The sequence below is a fragment of the Bacteroides sp. AF32-8BH genome, assembly GCF_003435205.1.
Classification (GTDB): Bacteria; Bacteroidota; Bacteroidia; order Bacteroidales; family Bacteroidaceae; genus Bacteroides; species Bacteroides ovatus.
In genome coordinates this window covers 44,241-62,759 of record NZ_QVLZ01000021.1, presented here as the reverse complement: position 1 = coordinate 62,759, position 18,519 = coordinate 44,241, and the positions used below count along the sequence as shown (strand labels likewise).

Genomic DNA, 18,519 nt, shown 5'->3' with positions numbered 1-18,519 from the left:
TAGCACGTCAATGCCATTCTACCCCATGGAGAGTATATTATCTAGGGCATGGAGGCATCAGCAGATCAATAAAGGACATAAAGATATTGAAAGCATTGCAACAGCAAGGAATCATCTCACGAATTTATCCATGGTGAGTTATGATTGCTTTTGTTACAGATAAGAAGTCATTTAGTTATAAAATTATGAAAACAGGAGGAACTTTTATCATTGCAGCCGTCTTATTTCTTTCTCTTCAGGCACAGACACCTGTAGCAGGAGATGATGGCACTGTTCGAGCCACTTCCTCCAGCCTGCACAAGGCCGGGAAAGAATTACTGGTTTCTATTGAAATAGAAATCACCCGTGACTTCCTGCCCAATGAATCAATGACATTGGTACCTGTTGTCAGTGACAGTTTGGAACACCGGTTGGAATTACCAGCTATCTATATCAACAGCCGAAAACAACACATCATATTTTTGCGCGAAGCCGGCAAGAAGGAAAAAGAAGCCGAAGCATTGCAAAGAAAAAACGGAAGTCGGCAGACAATGCATTATCTGCAATCTGTACCTTTCGAAAGTTGGATGAATCATGCCACTCTCTCACTCGTTGAGAAAAGCTGTGGCTGTGGGATTCCGGGTGAAGAAAATCTCACTTGTATCGCCCGTTTACACCCACAGCCAACCCCTATTCCACAACTCGTATTCTTGACTCCCCAAGTGGAAACCTCGAAAATCAGAGAAGAAAAAGGGTGCGCGTTTATTGATTTTCCTGTCAATGTGACTGCTATATACGAAACGTACAGCAACAATACAGTAGAACTGAATAAAATTATTGAAACAATCAACACCATTAAAAATGACACCAACGTTACCATCACACACATCAGCATTCACGGCTACGCTTCACCCGACGGACCTTACCGACTCAATGAGAAGTTGGCCCGTGAACGTACTCAATCTGTGAAAGAGTATGTAAATCAGCTATATGCATTCGACGGAGCGCATATCCAGACAGACTATACTCCTGAAGATTGGGAAGGATTTGAAGCTCTTCTCTGTGATACGACTTTTCAAGAGAAAGAAGCGATAATAAAAACCATAACAAGCGATATTCACCCCGATAGCAAGGAGAGAAAGCTAAAAAAGCACTTCCCTGCATTCTACGATTTTGTCCTGAAGCATTGGTTTACTCTACTTAGACATTCCGACTACACTATTGAGTATCGTGTACGCCCGTTTACTCTTGCAGAATCCCGGAAAGTCTTTACTACAAACCCTAAAAATCTGAGTCTTGAAGAAATGTTTCGTCTCGCACTTGCCAGTACACCTGGAAGCGAAACTTATAATCAGATTTTCATGACTGCCGTACAACTATTTCCCGATAATCCCACAGCCAACCTGAATGCCGCCTGCATAGCCTTGATGCAAAGAGACGTCCAAACAGCTGCCACTTATTTGGAAAAAGCTCCGAAAGTACCGGAAACAATATTAGCAAAAGGAGTTCTATGCTTTCTTAAAAACAACTATGAAGAAGCAGAGTACTTATTCAGACAAGCTCAAAAAGCAGGACTATCACAAGCGGATAATAATCTGCAATTAGTCCGTGCACTAAAATAAACACTCATTAAAACCAAATGTAAAATGAAAAGATTCAGTAAATTAATGTCACTGCTTTTATTCGCAGCAGTCACACAGTACAGTTGCATCAATGATGCAGATGTTGTCATCGCCGATGATACTCATTCAGAGTCAAATGGCAATCTCGCCTTGTTCTTCGAGATTCCAAACGTTGCTACCAGTCGAAGTGCCGAATCGTCCGGCGTTACCACCGAAGGTTCTAAAGAAGAATATGCGGTAAAGAGTCTCACTGTTTATCTATTTGACTCGACCACAAAAACGCTCAAAGATCAGCAGGAACTGAAGAACATCAACCGGACAGTTACGAGCGGTCAAAATATACAGTACACCGCCGACAAAATCACTGTAAATCCGGGAACTTATAACATCTTTGCCATAGCTAACGGAAAAGCAATCACAGGAAATATCAGCACACAAGAGGCTTTTCTGAATGCTGTTGATGCCGTAACTTACAGTGCAGGAAAAATTCCAAGCGTACCCGAAAACGGTTTCGTTATGACCAATCGTGGAGCTGCCAATCTGAACGTTGAAGTGAAAAAACCTACAGACTCCGATAAAGTGACTAGTGTATCCATCGGTCTTGAACGCGTGGTTGCCAAAGTTGAACTGACTCAAACACAAGAAACTTTCCCACTAACAGACCCATCCGGAAAGACCTACTGTACAATCAAACTGAACAATTTTAGAATGTTGAACTTGGCAACCCAGTTTTATACTTTCCGCCATACAGCAGTACTGAACAGTTTTCAGGAACCAGACTCATATACTGATGAAAACTTCGGTGATATCAACGACAACAATGGTTATGTTATCGATCCTTATTTCTTCAAGAAAACAGTGGAGAACGCCGGGGACTTTACAAACGCCGACGGTTTCTTTGCACAAGCTCTAGTACAGTTGGATATCAACGACGGCAACTGGGCAGGCATGGCTCAAGCTAACAGCTGGTCACATATCTACTGCCTGGAAAACTGTATGTTCCTTGACGCCCAACTGAATGCATACAGCACGGGAGTTATGTTCAAAGCCAACATGGATATTGCCCCCGACCGCGTTTTCAATGAAAATGGCGATGTAGTTAGCAATCAGTCCAACTGGCCGACTAATATGTTCTACTTCAATTACAACTTTTATACCAGCGTAGATGCAATCCGTAAACTAGTCCTTAATAATTTGCCGGACGATGTCACTGACAACTCGACAACAGAAGAGCTAGCTCGATATAGTATCAAACGTTTCAAGAAAACGGAAAACTACTCTTGTTATTACAATTACTGGATCAAACACCTTGATAATAATTCTCCGGAAATGGGTGTTATGGAATTCGGTATCGTACGCAACAATATATACAGATTGTCAGTCAACAAAATTGCAGGACTCGGTAGCGGCGAACCTTTCATCGACCCGGATCAGCCGGATGAATATAAAGCCGAACTAGACATCAATTTCAATGTTTTTCCGTGGGCCGTACGTAATCAAGATGTAGAACTTGAATAAGTATTGGCCACCCGAACTAAATTTATTATAAATGCGTCCATTTTTACTCTATATTATCAGTGCCATCGCCTTGTTCTCATCCTGCAACTGGGTGAACGACGACTTGTCAGACTGCCCTTCCGGGACTTGGCTGAAAATCTCGTATACCTATAATATACTAGATGTGGACGCTGCCTCCACACAAGTAAGCGACATTACCATCCTTGCTTTCGACAAGGATGATAAATATGTGGATCGAGTGGACGTAGACAGCATTACATTACATCAAGGCTACTGTATGGTAAGAGTACCGTTTCCCGAAGGAACTTATCGTTTGCTTATATGGGGAGGGACATCCAACCACATGTACCAGCTCCCTAATCTCAAAGCTGGACAAACGGAACGAAGGTCCCTGAATATATCATTGGCATGCGATAATAAGAATCAGTCGAACAAGAAACTGAATGCACTCTTTTACAGTAGCCTTGAAAATATTACTATTAGTCAAAAATATCAGGTTATTACCGCCAATTTAGTGAAAGATACTAATTATTTCTCATGCATTCTTCAAGATGAAGCAAATGCCCCTCTAAGCCAAGAGGACTTTTCCTTTACTCTGGAATCTGCCAACGGAATAATAGACTACACAAACACACCGGTCGGTACAACTCCAGTCTACTATCTTCCATACCAGAAGGAAGTGGCTGTAATGTCCGAGCAAACTCCGGTCATCCATGCGAGATTAAATACATTACGTATCATGAAAGGAGATCAGACAACCTTATCGATCAAACATATACCAAGCGGCCAGAACATTCTTCGTCTCCCACTCACTCAATATCTGTTGTTATCCAAAATCTACAATGATATAGGTGAAATGAGTGACCAGGAGTATCTCGACCGTCAGGACTCATATACGCTTTTGTTCTTTATCCAGCCATCAGATACCGGAATTCCGCATATATGCCCAAGAATGCAAGTTAACGGATGGATTATACGCCTGAACAACTCCGAACTGGAGTCTTAAAAACGTGTGACGAAATAGTATGTGAACAATATTTAGGTGAGATGTATTTACAAAGGCTACTGCGAAGTACCCTAGTGGGCTCTTTTGCCCTCTGCTCATGTAATGTTTCCCACTACATGTAGCGTCTTAATAGAACGGTTTTTCAAAGAAAATATCGTTTTATTAAAATTGTTTGTTTTGTTTGTGTTTAGTGCATTCTGTCCAAGCGAGGAGAGAATGCACTTTTTTTGTTACAAGAGAAATCACAAAAATAAGCAGCCTTTTTATTCCACCATAATATAATAAGGTATATGGAAGAGAACACCTTCCAGTTTTTTTTCACTGATAAGATTTTTTTATAAAAACTGAAACCGTCTATTTTATTGAATATCAGCATAAAAGAATGGTCACTTTGAAAAAAAACACATATTCAATGAAAAAATTCCTATAAATCATTTGCCAGTTTCAAAAAAGTTCCTACCTTTGCATCCGCAATCGAGAAACAAACACAGATTCGAGAAAGCAAAATGCAGAAATGCAACAAAGGATGGCCCGTTCGTCTATCGGTTAGGACGCAAGATTTTCATTCTTGAAAGGGGGGTTCGATTCCCCCACGGGCTACAAGTTAAAAGAATAAAGAACTAAAAAAATAGATTAGTCGAGATGGCAAATCATAAATCATCACTGAAAAGAATCAGACAAGAAGAGACAAGAAGACTTCACAACAGATATTATGGCAAAACCATGAGAAATGCTGTTAGAAAGCTTCGTGCAACTACTGATAAAGCAGAAGCAGTTGCAATGTACCCAGGCATTACAAAGATGTTGGATAAGTTGGCTAAAGTGAACATCATTCACAAAAACAAAGCTAGCAATCTGAAATCTAAGTTGGCTCTTTACATCAACAAGCTCGCTTAATAATAAGAATTTAACAATTCTATATAGCATCCAGGCTGAACTTTTAAGTTCGGCCTTTCTTGTTTATAACCAACTGAATATCAAACTTATCAAGAAAGCGGAGAATCAACCCGCATTCTTTATTTTTCACTGATTATTCTTCGCCAAGTCGACAATTTTCACTATATTTGCTCTGTTATTAAAGTTAGAAAGGCAATTATGAGCGAAGAACAAATCACTCCCAATAACGGGTCTTATTCTGCGGATAGCATCCAGGTATTGGAAGGTCTTGAAGCAGTAAGAAAACGCCCTGCGATGTACATTGGTGACATCAGCGTCAAGGGACTTCACCATTTGGTATACGAAATCGTTGACAACTCTATCGACGAAGCATTGGCCGGTTATTGCGACCACATCGAAGTAACAATCAACGAAGACAATTCAATCACAGTACAGGACAACGGACGCGGTATTCCGGTGGACTATCACGAGAAAGAAAAGAAGTCGGCACTGGAAGTTGCCATGACCGTACTGCATGCCGGAGGTAAATTCGACAAGGGTTCTTACAAGGTATCCGGAGGTTTGCACGGTGTAGGTATGTCTTGCGTAAACGCGCTGTCTACCCACATGACTACGCAAGTATTCCGCGATGGTAAAATCTATCAGCAGGAGTATGAGATCGGTAAACCGCTTTACTCTGTAAAAGAAGTCGGTACAGCCGACATCACTGGAACCCGCCAACAATTCTGGCCGGATAATACCATCTTTACAGAAACGGTATACGATTACAAGATTCTGGCTTCACGTCTGCGCGAATTGGCTTATCTGAACGCTGGTCTCCGTATCACCCTGACGGACCGTCGGGTTGTGAACGAGGACGGAAGCTTCAAGGGTGAGCAGTTTTATTCAGAAGAAGGTTTGAGAGAGTTTGTACGTTTTATCGAGTCTTCACGCGAGCACTTGATTAACGACGTTATCTATCTGAACTCGGAAAAACAGGGAATTCCTATTGAAGTGGCTATCATGTACAATACCGGATTCTCCGAAAACGTTCACTCATACGTTAACAATATCAACACTATCGAAGGTGGTACACACTTGGCAGGTTTCCGCCGTGCGCTGACCCGTACGTTGAAGAAATACGCCGAAGACAGCAAGATGCTGGAAAAGGTGAAGGTTGAAATCTCGGGAGATGACTTCCGTGAAGGTTTGACTGCCGTTATTTCTGTAAAAGTAGCTGAACCACAGTTTGAAGGACAGACTAAAACGAAGTTGGGTAACAACGAAGTGATGGGTGCTGTTGACCAAGCAGTGGGTGAAGTATTGGCATATTATCTGGAAGAACATCCGAAGGAAGCAAAAACGATTGTAGACAAGGTGATTCTCGCGGCTACCGCACGTCACGCAGCAAGAAAAGCCCGTGAAATGGTACAACGCAAATCGCCGATGTCGGGTGGTGGTCTGCCGGGTAAATTAGCCGACTGTTCGGATAAGGATCCTTCAAAATGTGAATTATTCCTTGTCGAGGGAGATTCGGCAGGTGGTACTGCCAAGCAGGGACGTAACCGTATGTTCCAGGCTATCCTCCCATTACGCGGTAAGATTCTGAATGTGGAAAAAGCCATGTATCACAAGGCTTTGGAAAGTGATGAAATCCGCAATATCTACACAGCTCTCGGTGTAACTATCGGAACTGACGAAGACAGCAAGGAAGCCAACATACAGAAGCTGCGCTATCATAAGATTATCATCATGACCGATGCCGACGTCGATGGTTCTCACATCGACACACTGATTATGACATTCTTCTTCCGCTATATGCCACAGATTATCCAGAATGGCTATTTGTACATCGCTACTCCCCCGCTCTACCTCTGCAAAAAAGGTAAAGTAGAAGAGTATTGCTGGACAGATGCACAGCGCCAGAAGTTTATTGACACTTACGGTGGCGGTTCGGAAAATGCAATTCATACACAGCGCTACAAAGGTTTGGGTGAAATGAACGCTCAGCAATTGTGGGAAACAACCATGGACCCCGAAAACCGTATGCTGAAACAAGTAAATATTGACAACGCCGCAGAAGCTGATTATATCTTCTCTATGTTGATGGGTGAAGATGTAGGGCCACGCCGCGAGTTTATTGAAGAGAATGCAACGTATGCAAATATCGATACATAATTAAATAATTACGTTTTATAAACCAACCTCACATCTTACAACGAGGAAACGCCGATGGCGAAGGAACATCCTTCGATCGGCGTTTTTCTTTTGCCCAAAGGGGCTTTCATATTCAAATCGTTCAACCGTCCATCTCTTAATAAAACCTAACAGCAGAAACGTTTTCCATACAAAATCACTATCTTGCATAAAAAGCAAAGAAAACATAACTATGAAAATGAAAACTACTGCTCCTAATCCGTTATTTGCAAAGATCAGGTTGTTTCTTATTGTATTGACTTCCTGCGTAATCGCCACTTGTATTTTCTTGATTATTATTCATCCGGAAGTATGGATGATACCGGCATGCGGAATTATTATCGCATTGTGTATTTTACTATATCAGGTATATTGCATACGCAAGAACCGGAAGAGAATTTAAATGTACTGTTGCTTTTTCAGTTCTTCGGCAACAGTGACCAGCTCTTTGTACCATTCTTCACCGAACTTACGGATTAAAGGCTCTTTCAAAAACTGATATACGGGAAGATTCTCTTTTTTTCCCAGCAAAACCGCTGCTTTGCATACGTCCCAACGATTATAATTCACCGCTTTATAAGGTCCGTAATCTCCAATCCGGATAGGATAAAGATGGCAGGACACCGGTTTATAGAAGGCAGTCTTTCCCTCTCGATAGGCCTTTTCGATCGCGCAATAGCAGCAACCATTCTCATCATAACAAGTAAACACACAGTCCTTATTATTGACAATAGAAGTCACCAAATCACCTTCCTGATCCGTATATACCACCCCTTGCTTTTCAATCACCGCACGTGCTTCCGAAGCCAGTTCGTCCCAGATAACCGGCAAAACCTCTTCCAGCTCCATCACCTCATCCAGCTCTACCGGAGCACCGGCATCACCTTCAATGCAACAAGCGCCCTTGCAGGCACCCAGATCGCAAAGAAACTTCTCCTGAAACACATCAAGAGACACTACTACATCACCTATTTGTATCATTTTAAACCTTATGTGAGACAAAAAGGGCGGAGTTCTACTCCGCCCTCCCAATTATAGAAATTTAAATTACTTAATCAAAACGTTTCCGTCCATTTCAGCCGGAGCAGCCAGACCCATAATCTTGAGAATAGTCGGAGCAACATCTGCCAGACGACCGTTTTCTACTTTCGCAGTTTTGTTCTCTGTTACATAAACACAAGGAACAGGGTTCAAAGAGTGAGCAGTGTTCGGAGTACCGTCTTCGTTCAAAGCGTGGTCAGCATTACCATGATCGGCAATGATAATTGCTTCGTAATCCTGTGCTTTGGCAGCTTCGATTACATCTTTCACGCAAGCATCTACAGCAATAACAGCTTTCTCGATTGCTTCATAAATACCGGTATGACCTACCATGTCACCATTAGCGAAGTTCACTACGATGAAATCATATTTGTTCTCGTTGATGGCAGCCACCAATTTGTCTTTTACTTCGAAAGCACTCATTTCCGGCTTCAAGTCGTAAGTAGCCACTTTGGGAGAAGGAACAAGGATACGATCTTCTTTATCAAACGGAGTTTCACGTCCACCATTGAAGAAGAATGTTACGTGCGCATACTTTTCTGTTTCAGCGATATGAAGTTGGCTCAAGCCTTTAGAAGCAAGATATTCGCCTAATGTATTAGATACATTATCTTTGTCGAACAGGATATGAACGCCCTTGAAAGAAGCATCGTACGGAGTCATACAGTAATATTGCAGCCCTGGGATGGTGTGCATACCTGCTTCCGGCATATCTTGTTGAGTCAATACAACAGTCAACTCTTTGGCACGGTCATTACGGTAATTGAAGAAGATAACTACATCACCTTCTTTGATTGTTCCGTCGCAGTTGGCATTCACAATCGGTTTGATGAATTCATCTGTAACACCTGCATTATAAGACTCCTGCATAGCCTGAACCATATCGGTAGCTTTCTCACCTATGCCGTTTACAAGCAGGTCATAAGCTTCTTTTACACGTTCCCAACGTTTGTCACGGTCCATAGCGTAATAACGGCCGATGATAGAAGCAATCTTGCCTGCTGATTTCTCACAGTGTGCAGAAAGTTCTTCGATAAAGCCTTTACCACTCTTCGGGTCAGTGTCACGACCATCCATGAAGCAATGGATAAATGTATTGTCGATATTATATTCTTTAGCGATATCGCAAAGTTTGAAGAGATGAACGAGTGAGCTGTGTACGCCACCGTTAGAAGTCAGCCCCATAAAGTGAACACTCTTTCCGTTTTCTTTTGCATAAGAGAAAGCAGAAACGACTTCAGGATTTTTCAGGATGCTATTGTCAGCACATGCACGATTGATTTTTACCAAATCCTGATAAACTACGCGTCCGGCACCGATATTCAAGTGACCTACTTCCGAGTTACCCATCTGCCCGTCGGGCAAACCTACGTTTTCACCGCTTGCCTGAAGTTGAGAGTGAGGATAAGTAGTCATCAGATAATCCCAGTAAGGAGTGGGAGTGTTGAAGATTACGTCATCTTTCTTTTGGTCACCTAATCCCCAACCATCGAGGATCATTAAAAGGGCTTTCTTACTCATAATATTTCAATATTTAAATTATCACTCTGATTTTCGGGCGCAAAGGTACAAAAAAGATGGTTACGTAAACGTTTAATCTATGTTAAGTTACAGGGCAGAAGTGCACCAGGCTATGAATATTTTTCTTACTTTGTAAAATTACTTTCAATATGTTGATCGAAAAACTATTATTATGAAAACAACTTTATTTTGTATCTTACTTTTGTTATCGGGTATAGTATCCGCACAAACAATCGACCATCCTCCTTTCAAAGCCCGATCAGGAAGTATTTCCAACATCACCCGCATAGAGCGCACTCCCGAGAACACAAGAGTATATATTCATGCTATCTTCCGCCCGCACTGGTGGATCATGGAGGATGGAGATACCTATCTGGAAGATGCCGCAACCGGCAAGAAATATCTGTTCAAAAGTGCTGAAGGTATCGAACTCAAAAAAGAAGTCTATATGCCGGATTCAGGAACAATGGATTATGTGCTGGTTTTCGAGCCGTTACCGTCAGAAACACAGACCATTCATTTTCTCAATCCTACTGATCCCGAAGGCAATATTTATGACATATCGCTAGTCCTGCAAAAGAAGAAAGATTCTTCTCCACTAGCCACCATCAAATGCAATTGGTTCAAGACAGACGGTTCCGGTTCATGGGAATATGGAGTTTACGACTCCATCAGCATTCTGAATAACCGGATATACATCAATGAAAATATCCGAAAAAAGGGAAAGCGGATTGAAATGACTTTAAAAGATAGAGAGAGTCAGGAGGAAATGACTTTATCATTCACCCCGCAAAAAGACGGCACGTGTAAGATTCAGCAGAAAGGAGCGGAAGAATTAGTGTACAGCAAGGAGAGAACTCCGATTACACAGGTTGCTGCAGAACCTGATTTTAAGCAATTCTTCCGCCAGGATTCAACTTATCTGCAAGGGTATATAAACGGATACGATCCTCGTTTAGGATTTGACACCGGTCTTATTTATCTGTCAAATGAACTGACCCGTGAAGATTATCCGACCGTCATCCAGATAGCCCCGAACGGTAGTTTTAGCTGTCGATTTATCATTAATCATCCGATAGAATCATCGGTAGTACTAGGACACAACTGGATTCCATTCTATATTGAACCCGGACAAACTCTCACCATGTATATCGACTGGGAAGCTGTAATGGCACGCAGCCGTGCACGCGATCATTACTTCCCTATCAGGAACACAGCATATATGGGTCCATCCGCCTCTCTCTCCTACCTGCTGAAAGACTTTGATAACCTGATAACCTATCGCTATGAGGACTTATCGAAATCACAAAAGACATTAACTCCCGACCAATACAAGGAGCACATGAAGCCTATCATTGCACAATGGAAACAGGTTGCAGACTCTGTAAGCCAAATCTATCAGCCCTCTCTCAAGGCAGTTCATCTGATAAAGAACAAGGTAGATTTGCAAGCCGGAAGTATGCTTTTTGATTTCTTGATGAGCAGAGATTATTACGCAAAGCAAGATAGCACCAATCAGGCGCTGAAAGTAAAGGAAGACGATTCCTATTACAGTTTCTTGAAAAATATGCCACTCAATGATGTAACCGTACTTGCAAACACAAACGCAAGTACATTTATCAACCGTTTCGAATATATGGACCTGTTCCGGAAAGCATATTCCGACCAGTCTTTTTCTCCATCAGACAGCATTGATTATACTTATCCGAAGAAACCTCTATTGACTTTCCTTAAAGAAAAAGGTGTGAAACTAAATAAGGAGCAGGAAGCAATAAGACTTAGACAGGAGAAGTTGGCCGGAACTACTGCCAAAATTATAATGAGGCAGTTAATTGCAGAGAACGAGAAGATGGCATCGCTCTATGAAAAAGAACAAAAACTCATACAAGAATATGTGGCATTATATTCCGAGAAAAAGGAAGAATCCCAGCAGGATAAGGATAAAATCTTTATAAAAATGAACCAGAAATATGATTTCAAGAAAGATTCCATCATTGCACAATTATATCCTACTCCCAACCCTTTGCTCTGGCAAATAGCCAAAGTGCGGAGCCTTAATTTTAATTTAGGAAATATCAAAGACAGCCAAATAGCTCATGAATATGTGGATAGCATCAAACAAATATTCACCGAACCGTTTCTCGCATCAGAAGCTGAACGAGTGCTGGAAAAGACACACCCGAAAGATAGGGCAAGATCTTATCAGTTGCCTGATGGAAAAGCGACTGAAGTATTCCGCAACATCATAAAGAATCATTCAGGTAAGGTTCTGTTTGTCGATTTCTGGGCAACGACTTGTGGCCCTTGTCGTGCAGGAATAGAGGCAACTGCCGATTTACGCAAAAAATATAAAGATCATCCGGAGTTTCAATTCATCTATATCACAAGTCAGAAAGATTCGCCCGAGAAAGACTACAAAAAATATATAGGGAAGAATCTAAAAGGAGAAGCCTGTTATTATGTTTCGGAGGCAGAGTTCAATTATCTGCGTCAACTATTCCAGTTCAATGGTATTCCACACTATGAACTTGTTGAAAAAGATGGCAGCATATCCAAAGAGCGTTTAAGCAGTTACAATATCAGGAAATATCTGGATAATCATTTCGAAGGAAAAGCAGAATAGGATCGGAGCCTCTAAATAAAGGGCACAAATAAAAGAATATCAAAAAAAGCGATACAAAGGGCGGAACCCTCTTCATTTTTCCGTACCTTTGCATCGCTTTTAAATTAAAATCATAGAAATATGGACGATTCAAACCCGCGAACGTGCACAACTAGTATTAATTAAAGCGAACAGAGTCATTGAAACCTGATGCCTCTGCTCGTGTAAAACAAACGAAAGGAGGCAATAAGATGAGAACGTATCTTTATTGTGAAGCCGGCTTTGTGGAAAAAGCTCAATGGCTTCCTAACAGCTGGGTAAATGTAGTATGCCCAAATAATGATGACTTTGAATTTCTAACTCAAACTCTCAACGTACCCGAATCATTTCTTAATGACATAGCCGATACGGACGAACGTCCGCGTACGGATACGGAAGGTAACTGGTTATTGACCATTCTTCGTATCCCTGTGCAGAACAAGCAGAACGGCAGCCTGCCCTTCGACACTGTACCGATTGGAATAATCACCAATAACGAGATTATTGTGTCCGTCTGTTATCACAACACCGATTTGCTACCGGATTTCATAGAGCATACCCGTCGAAAAGGGATTGTTGTACGCAACAAGCTGGATCTGATTTTTCGGATCATCTATTCTTCTGCCGTATGGTTCCTGAAATACCTAAAGCAGATAAACATAGACATCAGCGCCGCAGAAAAGGAACTGGAACGAAGCATCCGCAACGAGGACCTGCTCCGGCTGATGAGACTGCAGAAAACATTGGTCTACTTCAATACTTCCATCCGTGGAAATGAAGTAATGATAGGAAAATTAAGGACTATTTTCCAGGATACGGATTATCTGGACACTGAACTAGTGGAAGATGTGATTATCGAATTGAAACAGGCACTTAACACGGTGAATATTTACAGTGACATTCTCACGGGAACGATGGATGCTTTTGCCTCCATTATCTCCAATAACGTGAATACAATCATGAAACGCATGACAAGTCTGTCCATCGTCCTGATGCTCCCGACATTGATTGCCAGTTTCTATGGTATGAATGTGGATATTCATCTGGAAGAGGTACCCTTTGCTTTCTCTTTGATCGTACTATTTTCCATCGGATTGTCAACTCTTGCGTTTGTGATATTCCGGAAGATAAAATGGTTCTAATACAAAAAACAGCTTACCATCTGTGATCCTTTAGAGGATTCTAAGACGGTAAGCTGTAAATTATACGTTTTTTATTCTATAGAGAATTAATTAAAAAAGAATGTTTAGAGAGAGAAATTAAAATATCTTATCCTTCTTTACTTGCTTTTCTTCCGCCCAACGGAATAGAAACTCCAACGAATCCATTCACAGAGTTAGAGTTCTTGCCTAAGAACATATAGTCAGTTCCGACAAACAGAGGACCTAATTTCAGACCCAGACCGAAAGATTTACCGGCTGACTGGATAGCTGAGTAACTAAGTGCTACATTGAACCAGCTTTTCGGACGGTAGTTTGCAGAGAATGTTAATTCTGTAAGAGCATCAGGCTGTACAAAACGAGTGGTTGACAATACACCCACTGCTAATTTGTTATTGAAGAATCCATATTCTGCACCTAATACTAGGGTAGAAGCAAGACGAGATTTACGAGATTCTTTAGCATCGCTTACTTCGAGTTGCAACATGTCATAGTCAAGTACATCACCATTTGTTACACGGTCCATATATCCTTGAGCGTCATTCTGCAACTGATTTACAGCGTTCATAACAGTATTCGGATTATTCGGATCAACCATATTTGCATAGGTACTTCCTTTAATATCAATCGGATCCGGATTAGCAGATGCAATCTTTGTACTTGATTTTGACCAAGAGATAAAACCTAAGTCAAGAACAGAAGCAGATACAGTCAGATTATCCAATATTTTATAAGAAGCTCCTAAATCGATACCAAAACCGTACCCAGCTATACCCAATTTACCGCTATCGAAATCAAAGTCAGTTACATAATCTTTACCCTCTTCTTCTTGCAATTCCAAGCCTTTGAAAGAACTTTTCAGTTCGGCACCAACAGTCAAGTTTGCATGATAGTTATTAAACTTATCCTTTAATTCTTGTGCTGCCTGTGCTGCCTGTGAAGGGGTCATAGAATTCCAATAGCTCTCACTTGACCACTGATTTATTTGTTGATCACTAGGTAAATTAGCGCTCATTGCAACTCTATTAAGTTTCAACTCCATGTTACCAATACCCAATAAAGCTTTCACTCTAGCACCAACTGTCAAACGGCTATTAATCTGACGTGAAAGTCCTAAACCAATTTCAGTATAAGCATTAATGTTCAATTGCTGACCACTAATATCATAGTTACTATTTCTCCAGTTTTCTTCAACTGTTTCCATCTCATTCAAGAAGGTAAACATATTCTTTGTCAGGTTAGCACCGATATCTGTACGAAGACCGATATTGAATGACCAAAAGTTTTTTCCTTTATACCATCCTGCAGAAAGAATTTCTGTACTGAAGTTCACATTCAATTTATTATTATCTTTCAGACGATTCATGAAATCCGGTTTGGTGTAGAAATCATCGCCATCATCAATAATATCAATGATATCCTGATAGCCTAACGAAGTAGAACCAACCGTTGCATTAACAGCACCGATCACCGGAAGATTGAAGTAACCTTTAGTCGGTGTTAAAGCCGGATTCAGTTGTTGACGATAGTGAGTACCTTCCATGAAATAGGAAGTACGTAAAAACTGTGCATTTGCAGAAAGAGTGCAAACCAACATAATAAAAAATACCCCAATGAGCTTAGAAGACCATAATAGCTTGTTCGTTGCCATGATTTTAAACTTTTTAATTCTTATTATTGTTCGCAAAGATATAGCATTTCAATAACAAATAAAAGCACTAGGCAACACTTTTTTAGCCTAAACGGAACAATTTCACGGTTATCCGTAACAAAATCGTGCTTATTCTGCAAAAAATTGTAGAAAATGTGTGTAAAATGAAACAAAGCGACTTTAGAAGCTCAAAGTCAACTGGCCATCTCCCAACAGATTGAACGTCATGCGATGGTAAGGAGTAGTGCCACGTTCGGCAATGGCGGCACGATGTTTTTTAGTTGGATAACCTTTATTGTGGTCCCAGTCATAATATGGAAATTCTTCGTGAAGACGGTTCATATAATCGTCTCGATATGTTTTGGCTAAAATTGAAGCTGCTGCTATTGAAAGATATTTCCCGTCTCCTTTCACTACTGTAGTATGGGGAACACCGGGGTATTTAGTGAAACGATTACCATCGATCAGTAAATGTTGGGGACGGGTGGTCAACTGATCCACTGCACGATGCATCGCCAGAAAAGAAGCCCGCAGGATATTTATTTCATCAATTTCTTCCGGTGACACAATGCCAACCGCCCAAGCAATCGCTTCTTTCTCTATTACCTCGCGTAATGCATAACGTTGCTTTTCCGTCAGTTGTTTGGAATCATTCAACAGTTCATTTTTAAAATCTTTCGGAAGAATAACTGCAGCAGCATAAACCGCTCCCGCCAAACATCCACGACCGGCCTCATCACATCCGGCTTCAATCAGATTCTCGTTCAAATAAGGTAATAACATATTTATCGCTTCTATTTTGATACAAAGGTAATTCAAATTAAAAAAGGAGACTTGTATTGTCTCCTTTTTCTTACTTTCCCTTCTGCTTTTTTAGAATAAACTCCAGGCCACAGTAAGTCCTGCCATCACAATGGCCACCATACTCATAAGTTTTATCAAAATATTCAAACTCGGACCGGAGGTATCTTTAAACGGATCACCTACTGTATCTCCTACTACGGTTGCTTTATGCACTTCACCGCCTTTTCCACCAAAGTTACCTTCTTCCACATATTTCTTTGCGTTATCCCATGCACCTCCGGCGTTAGCCATAAAGATAGCTAATACGAAACCACTGCTCAAACCACCAATCAGTAGGCCGAGTACGCCGGGAACGCCAAAGATAAATCCTGTAAGAATCGGAGCAATAATAGCAATCAAGGAAGGAATAACCATCTCACGCTGCGCACCCTTTGTCGATATTTCAACACAACGTTCGTAATCCGGCTCGGCTTCTCCAGTCAGAATACCCTTTATGTCACGGAACTGGCGACGCACTTCGTCAACCATGTGACCTGCCGCACGTCCTACTGCATTCATTGTCAAACCACAAAACAGAAAAGCCATCATTGAACCGAGGAACATGCCCGAAAGTACTTTTGGATTCATCAAGTGTACTTCGTAATAATCCATGAAGTCGATAAAAGTGGCATTTGCTACGCTGATAGAACTTCCATCTGCAAAAGTCAGGTCTACATTACCAAGACGTGTCAGACCGATTCGGATTTCTTCAATATAAGAAGCCAGCAAAGCCAGACCTGTCAGCGCAGCGGAACCGATTGCAAAACCTTTTCCCGTGGCGGCAGTTGTGTTACCCAATGAATCGAGCGCATCAGTACGTTTGCGAACTTCAGCACCCAGGCCGGACATTTCCGCATTACCTCCCGCATTATCCGCAATCGGACCGTAAGCATCCGTTGCCAATGTGATACCTAAGGTAGAAAGCATACCAACAGCTGCAATACCGATGCCATACAATCCCATGCCTACATTACCGAAATCACCTGCGGAAGCCAACAGATAGGAGGCAATGATACCAATCACTACTGCAACTACAGGAATAGCTGTAGAAAGCATACCCAAACCAATACCGGAAATAATGACGGTAGCAGGACCAGTCTTACCGCTTTCACTTAGTTTCTGGGTAGGACGATAAGATTGAGAAGTATAATATTCCGTAGAACGTCCGATGATAATACCTACTACCAGTCCGACTACTACGGCACAAGAAATCCAAATCCAGTTATCTAGTTGCAAGAGCCGCAGGATTAAGAATGTAGCTGCAACAATAAGCACGGAACTAAGGTTCGTACCGAAAGCCAATGAACCGAGCAAGTCTTTCATGGTCGCATTCTCTTTAGTACGGACAGCGAATATCCCTATAATAGAAAGGATAATACCAACAGCTGCAATCAACATCGGAGCAATAACTGCCTTGAATTGCATCACTGTATCTGCCGAATGGATAAAAGCAGCAGCACCCAGTGCAGCTGTTGCCAGAATCGAACCACAGTAAGATTCATATAAATCGGCTCCCATACCGGCCACGTCACCTACATTGTCACCTACATTATCAGCAATAGTAGCAGGATTACGAGGGTCATCTTCCGGAATTCCGGCTTCTACTTTACCTACCAAGTCGGCTCCAACATCGGCTGCCTTCGTATAGATACCACCACCTACACGGGCAAAGAGTGCTTGCGTAGAAGCACCCATACCGAAAGTCAGCATGGTAGTAGTAATCACACAGAGTTTATGAGTAGGTGTCAGCGCATCAGCAGGAATCACTGCATTCAACAACAGATACCAGAAAGATATATCGAGCAATCCCAGGCCAACTACAACTAATCCCATCACCGCGCCGCTTCGGAAAGCAATCCTCAACCCTGCATTCAGAGAATTACGGGCGGCATTAGCGGTACGAGCCGACGCATAAGTCGCCGTCTTCATCCCTAAAAATCCGGAAAGCCCGGAGAAAAATCCGCCTGTAAGAAAAGCAACGGGAACCCATGCGTTCTGTACATGAAAGCCATAGGCCATAATTGAAAACAAAATAACCAATCCCAAGAATACCCAACCTACTATTTTGTATTGCTGTTTCAGATAAGACATAGCTCCTTTGCGCACAGCAGCAGCTATCTTTATCATTTGGGGTGTACCTTCGCTCTCTTTCATCATTTGCTTATGAAAGTAATAAGCAAAGCAGAGGGCTAACACGGAAGCGACTGGAACCAGCCAGAAAAGAATGTTGTCCATAGGATCAATTTTTAAAGGGTTTACGGAGGCTAAAAGTATGGAAATCAAATGAAATAAGCAAGTAAAAAAGAAAGAATTTATAAAGCTGAATTATTCTATCTTTTAATCTCTTTAAACAAAATGGGCACACTGTAGTTATTTACTTCATTCCCTCATTTCTATACGGAAATGAACTAATTTCGAGCTTGTGCAGATTTATTTTTGATACCTAATGGGGTTATGGCTAATGA

The 18,519-nt window shown here is 41.6% G+C and carries 13 protein-coding genes and 1 tRNA gene; 9 read left to right on the top strand and 5 right to left on the bottom strand.

Annotated features, from left to right (window positions below):
• The first annotated feature begins 185 nt into the window (after positions 1-185).
• From DWZ47_RS16065 to DWZ47_RS16025, 7 genes are all read left to right on the top strand, one after another.
• The gene (locus tag DWZ47_RS16065) at positions 186-1,601 is read left to right on the top strand and encodes a DUF3868 domain-containing protein (RefSeq protein WP_117513790.1); all 1,416 of its coding nucleotides are present in this window, start codon (positions 186-188) and stop codon (positions 1,599-1,601) included.
• A 24-nt stretch (positions 1,602-1,625) separates the two neighbouring features.
• On the top strand, positions 1,626-3,119 hold the full coding sequence (locus DWZ47_RS16060) for an Mfa1 family fimbria major subunit (RefSeq protein ID WP_004307388.1): 1,494 nt from the start codon (positions 1,626-1,628) through the stop codon (positions 3,117-3,119).
• A gap of 31 nt (positions 3,120-3,150) precedes the next feature.
• The gene (locus tag DWZ47_RS16055; RefSeq protein ID WP_004298233.1) at positions 3,151-4,125 is read left to right on the top strand and encodes a FimB/Mfa2 family fimbrial subunit; all 975 of its coding nucleotides are present in this window, start codon (positions 3,151-3,153) and stop codon (positions 4,123-4,125) included.
• 528 nt (positions 4,126-4,653) lie between these two features.
• Positions 4,654-4,725: transfer RNA gene (locus DWZ47_RS16045), tRNA-Glu, on the top strand.
• 42 nt (positions 4,726-4,767) lie between these two features.
• A complete protein-coding gene (gene rpsT / locus DWZ47_RS16040) occupies positions 4,768-5,022 on the top strand; it encodes a 30S ribosomal protein S20 (RefSeq protein ID WP_004298235.1) in 255 nt (84 codons plus the stop codon).
• A 198-nt stretch (positions 5,023-5,220) separates the two neighbouring features.
• The gene (gene gyrB, locus DWZ47_RS16035) at positions 5,221-7,179 is read left to right on the top strand and encodes a DNA topoisomerase (ATP-hydrolyzing) subunit B (RefSeq protein ID WP_004298236.1); all 1,959 of its coding nucleotides are present in this window, start codon (positions 5,221-5,223) and stop codon (positions 7,177-7,179) included.
• A 211-nt stretch (positions 7,180-7,390) separates the two neighbouring features.
• Positions 7,391-7,600, top strand: coding sequence for a hypothetical protein (locus tag DWZ47_RS16025; RefSeq protein ID WP_004298238.1), 210 nt, complete (start codon positions 7,391-7,393; stop codon positions 7,598-7,600).
• Here DWZ47_RS16025 and DWZ47_RS16020 read toward each other — a convergent pair.
• Together DWZ47_RS16020 and gpmI are read right to left on the bottom strand one after the other, a co-directional pair.
• Positions 7,597-8,178, bottom strand: a complete 582-nt coding sequence (locus tag DWZ47_RS16020) for a DUF3109 family protein (RefSeq protein ID WP_004298239.1) — start codon at positions 8,176-8,178, stop codon at positions 7,597-7,599. The two genes, DWZ47_RS16025 and DWZ47_RS16020, sit on opposite strands and share 4 nt — an antisense overlap.
• A 66-nt stretch (positions 8,179-8,244) precedes the next feature.
• Positions 8,245-9,759, bottom strand: coding sequence for a 2,3-bisphosphoglycerate-independent phosphoglycerate mutase (gene gpmI / locus DWZ47_RS16015; RefSeq protein WP_032842877.1), 1,515 nt, complete (start codon positions 9,757-9,759; stop codon positions 8,245-8,247).
• Positions 9,760-9,931: 172 nt separating this feature from the next.
• Between gpmI and DWZ47_RS16010 the strand changes: the two genes are divergently transcribed.
• Positions 9,932-12,382, top strand: a complete 2,451-nt coding sequence (locus DWZ47_RS16010) for a TlpA family protein disulfide reductase (RefSeq protein WP_117513759.1) — start codon at positions 9,932-9,934, stop codon at positions 12,380-12,382.
• A gap of 230 nt (positions 12,383-12,612) precedes the next feature.
• Positions 12,613-13,542, top strand: coding sequence for a magnesium transporter CorA family protein (locus tag DWZ47_RS16005; RefSeq protein ID WP_008776058.1), 930 nt, complete (start codon positions 12,613-12,615; stop codon positions 13,540-13,542).
• A 127-nt stretch (positions 13,543-13,669) separates the two neighbouring features.
• On the opposite strand, the gene DWZ47_RS16000 is transcribed toward DWZ47_RS16005, so the two are convergent.
• From DWZ47_RS16000 to DWZ47_RS15990, 3 genes are all read right to left on the bottom strand, one after another.
• Positions 13,670-15,211: a DUF5723 family protein gene (locus DWZ47_RS16000; protein ID WP_061448386.1), complete on the bottom strand. Its 1,542-nt coding sequence runs from the start codon at positions 15,209-15,211 to the stop codon at positions 13,670-13,672.
• A 180-nt stretch (positions 15,212-15,391) separates the two neighbouring features.
• Complete coding sequence (locus tag DWZ47_RS15995) at positions 15,392-15,994, bottom strand: ribonuclease HII (protein WP_004298244.1); 603 nt, start codon at positions 15,992-15,994, stop codon at positions 15,392-15,394.
• 90 nt (positions 15,995-16,084) lie between these two features.
• Positions 16,085-18,289, bottom strand: a complete 2,205-nt coding sequence (locus DWZ47_RS15990; protein WP_117513756.1) for a sodium-translocating pyrophosphatase — start codon at positions 18,287-18,289, stop codon at positions 16,085-16,087.
• Between the last annotated feature and the right edge of the window lie 230 nt (positions 18,290-18,519).

Excerpts from the sequence above, each read along its gene's own strand:
- DWZ47_RS16025 (WP_004298238.1), top strand. The coding sequence starts at position 7,391 with ATGAAAATGAAAACTACTGCTCCTAATCCGTTATTTGCAAAGATCAGG.
- DWZ47_RS16065 (WP_117513790.1), top strand. The coding sequence starts at position 186 with ATGAAAACAGGAGGAACTTTTATCATTGCAGCCGTCTTATTTCTTTCT.
- DWZ47_RS16020 (WP_004298239.1), bottom strand. The coding sequence starts at position 8,178 with ATGATACAAATAGGTGATGTAGTAGTGTCTCTTGATGTGTTTCAGGAG.
- gyrB (WP_004298236.1), top strand. The coding sequence starts at position 5,221 with ATGAGCGAAGAACAAATCACTCCCAATAACGGGTCTTATTCTGCGGAT.
- DWZ47_RS15995 (WP_004298244.1), bottom strand. The coding sequence starts at position 15,994 with ATGTTATTACCTTATTTGAACGAGAATCTGATTGAAGCCGGATGTGAT.
- gpmI (WP_032842877.1), bottom strand. The coding sequence starts at position 9,759 with ATGAGTAAGAAAGCCCTTTTAATGATCCTCGATGGTTGGGGATTAGGT.
- DWZ47_RS16000 (WP_061448386.1), bottom strand. The coding sequence starts at position 15,211 with ATGGCAACGAACAAGCTATTATGGTCTTCTAAGCTCATTGGGGTATTT.
- DWZ47_RS15990 (WP_117513756.1), bottom strand. The coding sequence starts at position 18,289 with ATGGACAACATTCTTTTCTGGCTGGTTCCAGTCGCTTCCGTGTTAGCC.
- DWZ47_RS16060 (WP_004307388.1), top strand. The coding sequence starts at position 1,626 with ATGAAAAGATTCAGTAAATTAATGTCACTGCTTTTATTCGCAGCAGTC.
- rpsT (WP_004298235.1), top strand. The coding sequence starts at position 4,768 with ATGGCAAATCATAAATCATCACTGAAAAGAATCAGACAAGAAGAGACA.
- DWZ47_RS16010 (WP_117513759.1), top strand. The coding sequence starts at position 9,932 with ATGAAAACAACTTTATTTTGTATCTTACTTTTGTTATCGGGTATAGTA.
- DWZ47_RS16055 (WP_004298233.1), top strand. The coding sequence starts at position 3,151 with ATGCGTCCATTTTTACTCTATATTATCAGTGCCATCGCCTTGTTCTCA.
- DWZ47_RS16005 (WP_008776058.1), top strand. The coding sequence starts at position 12,613 with ATGAGAACGTATCTTTATTGTGAAGCCGGCTTTGTGGAAAAAGCTCAA.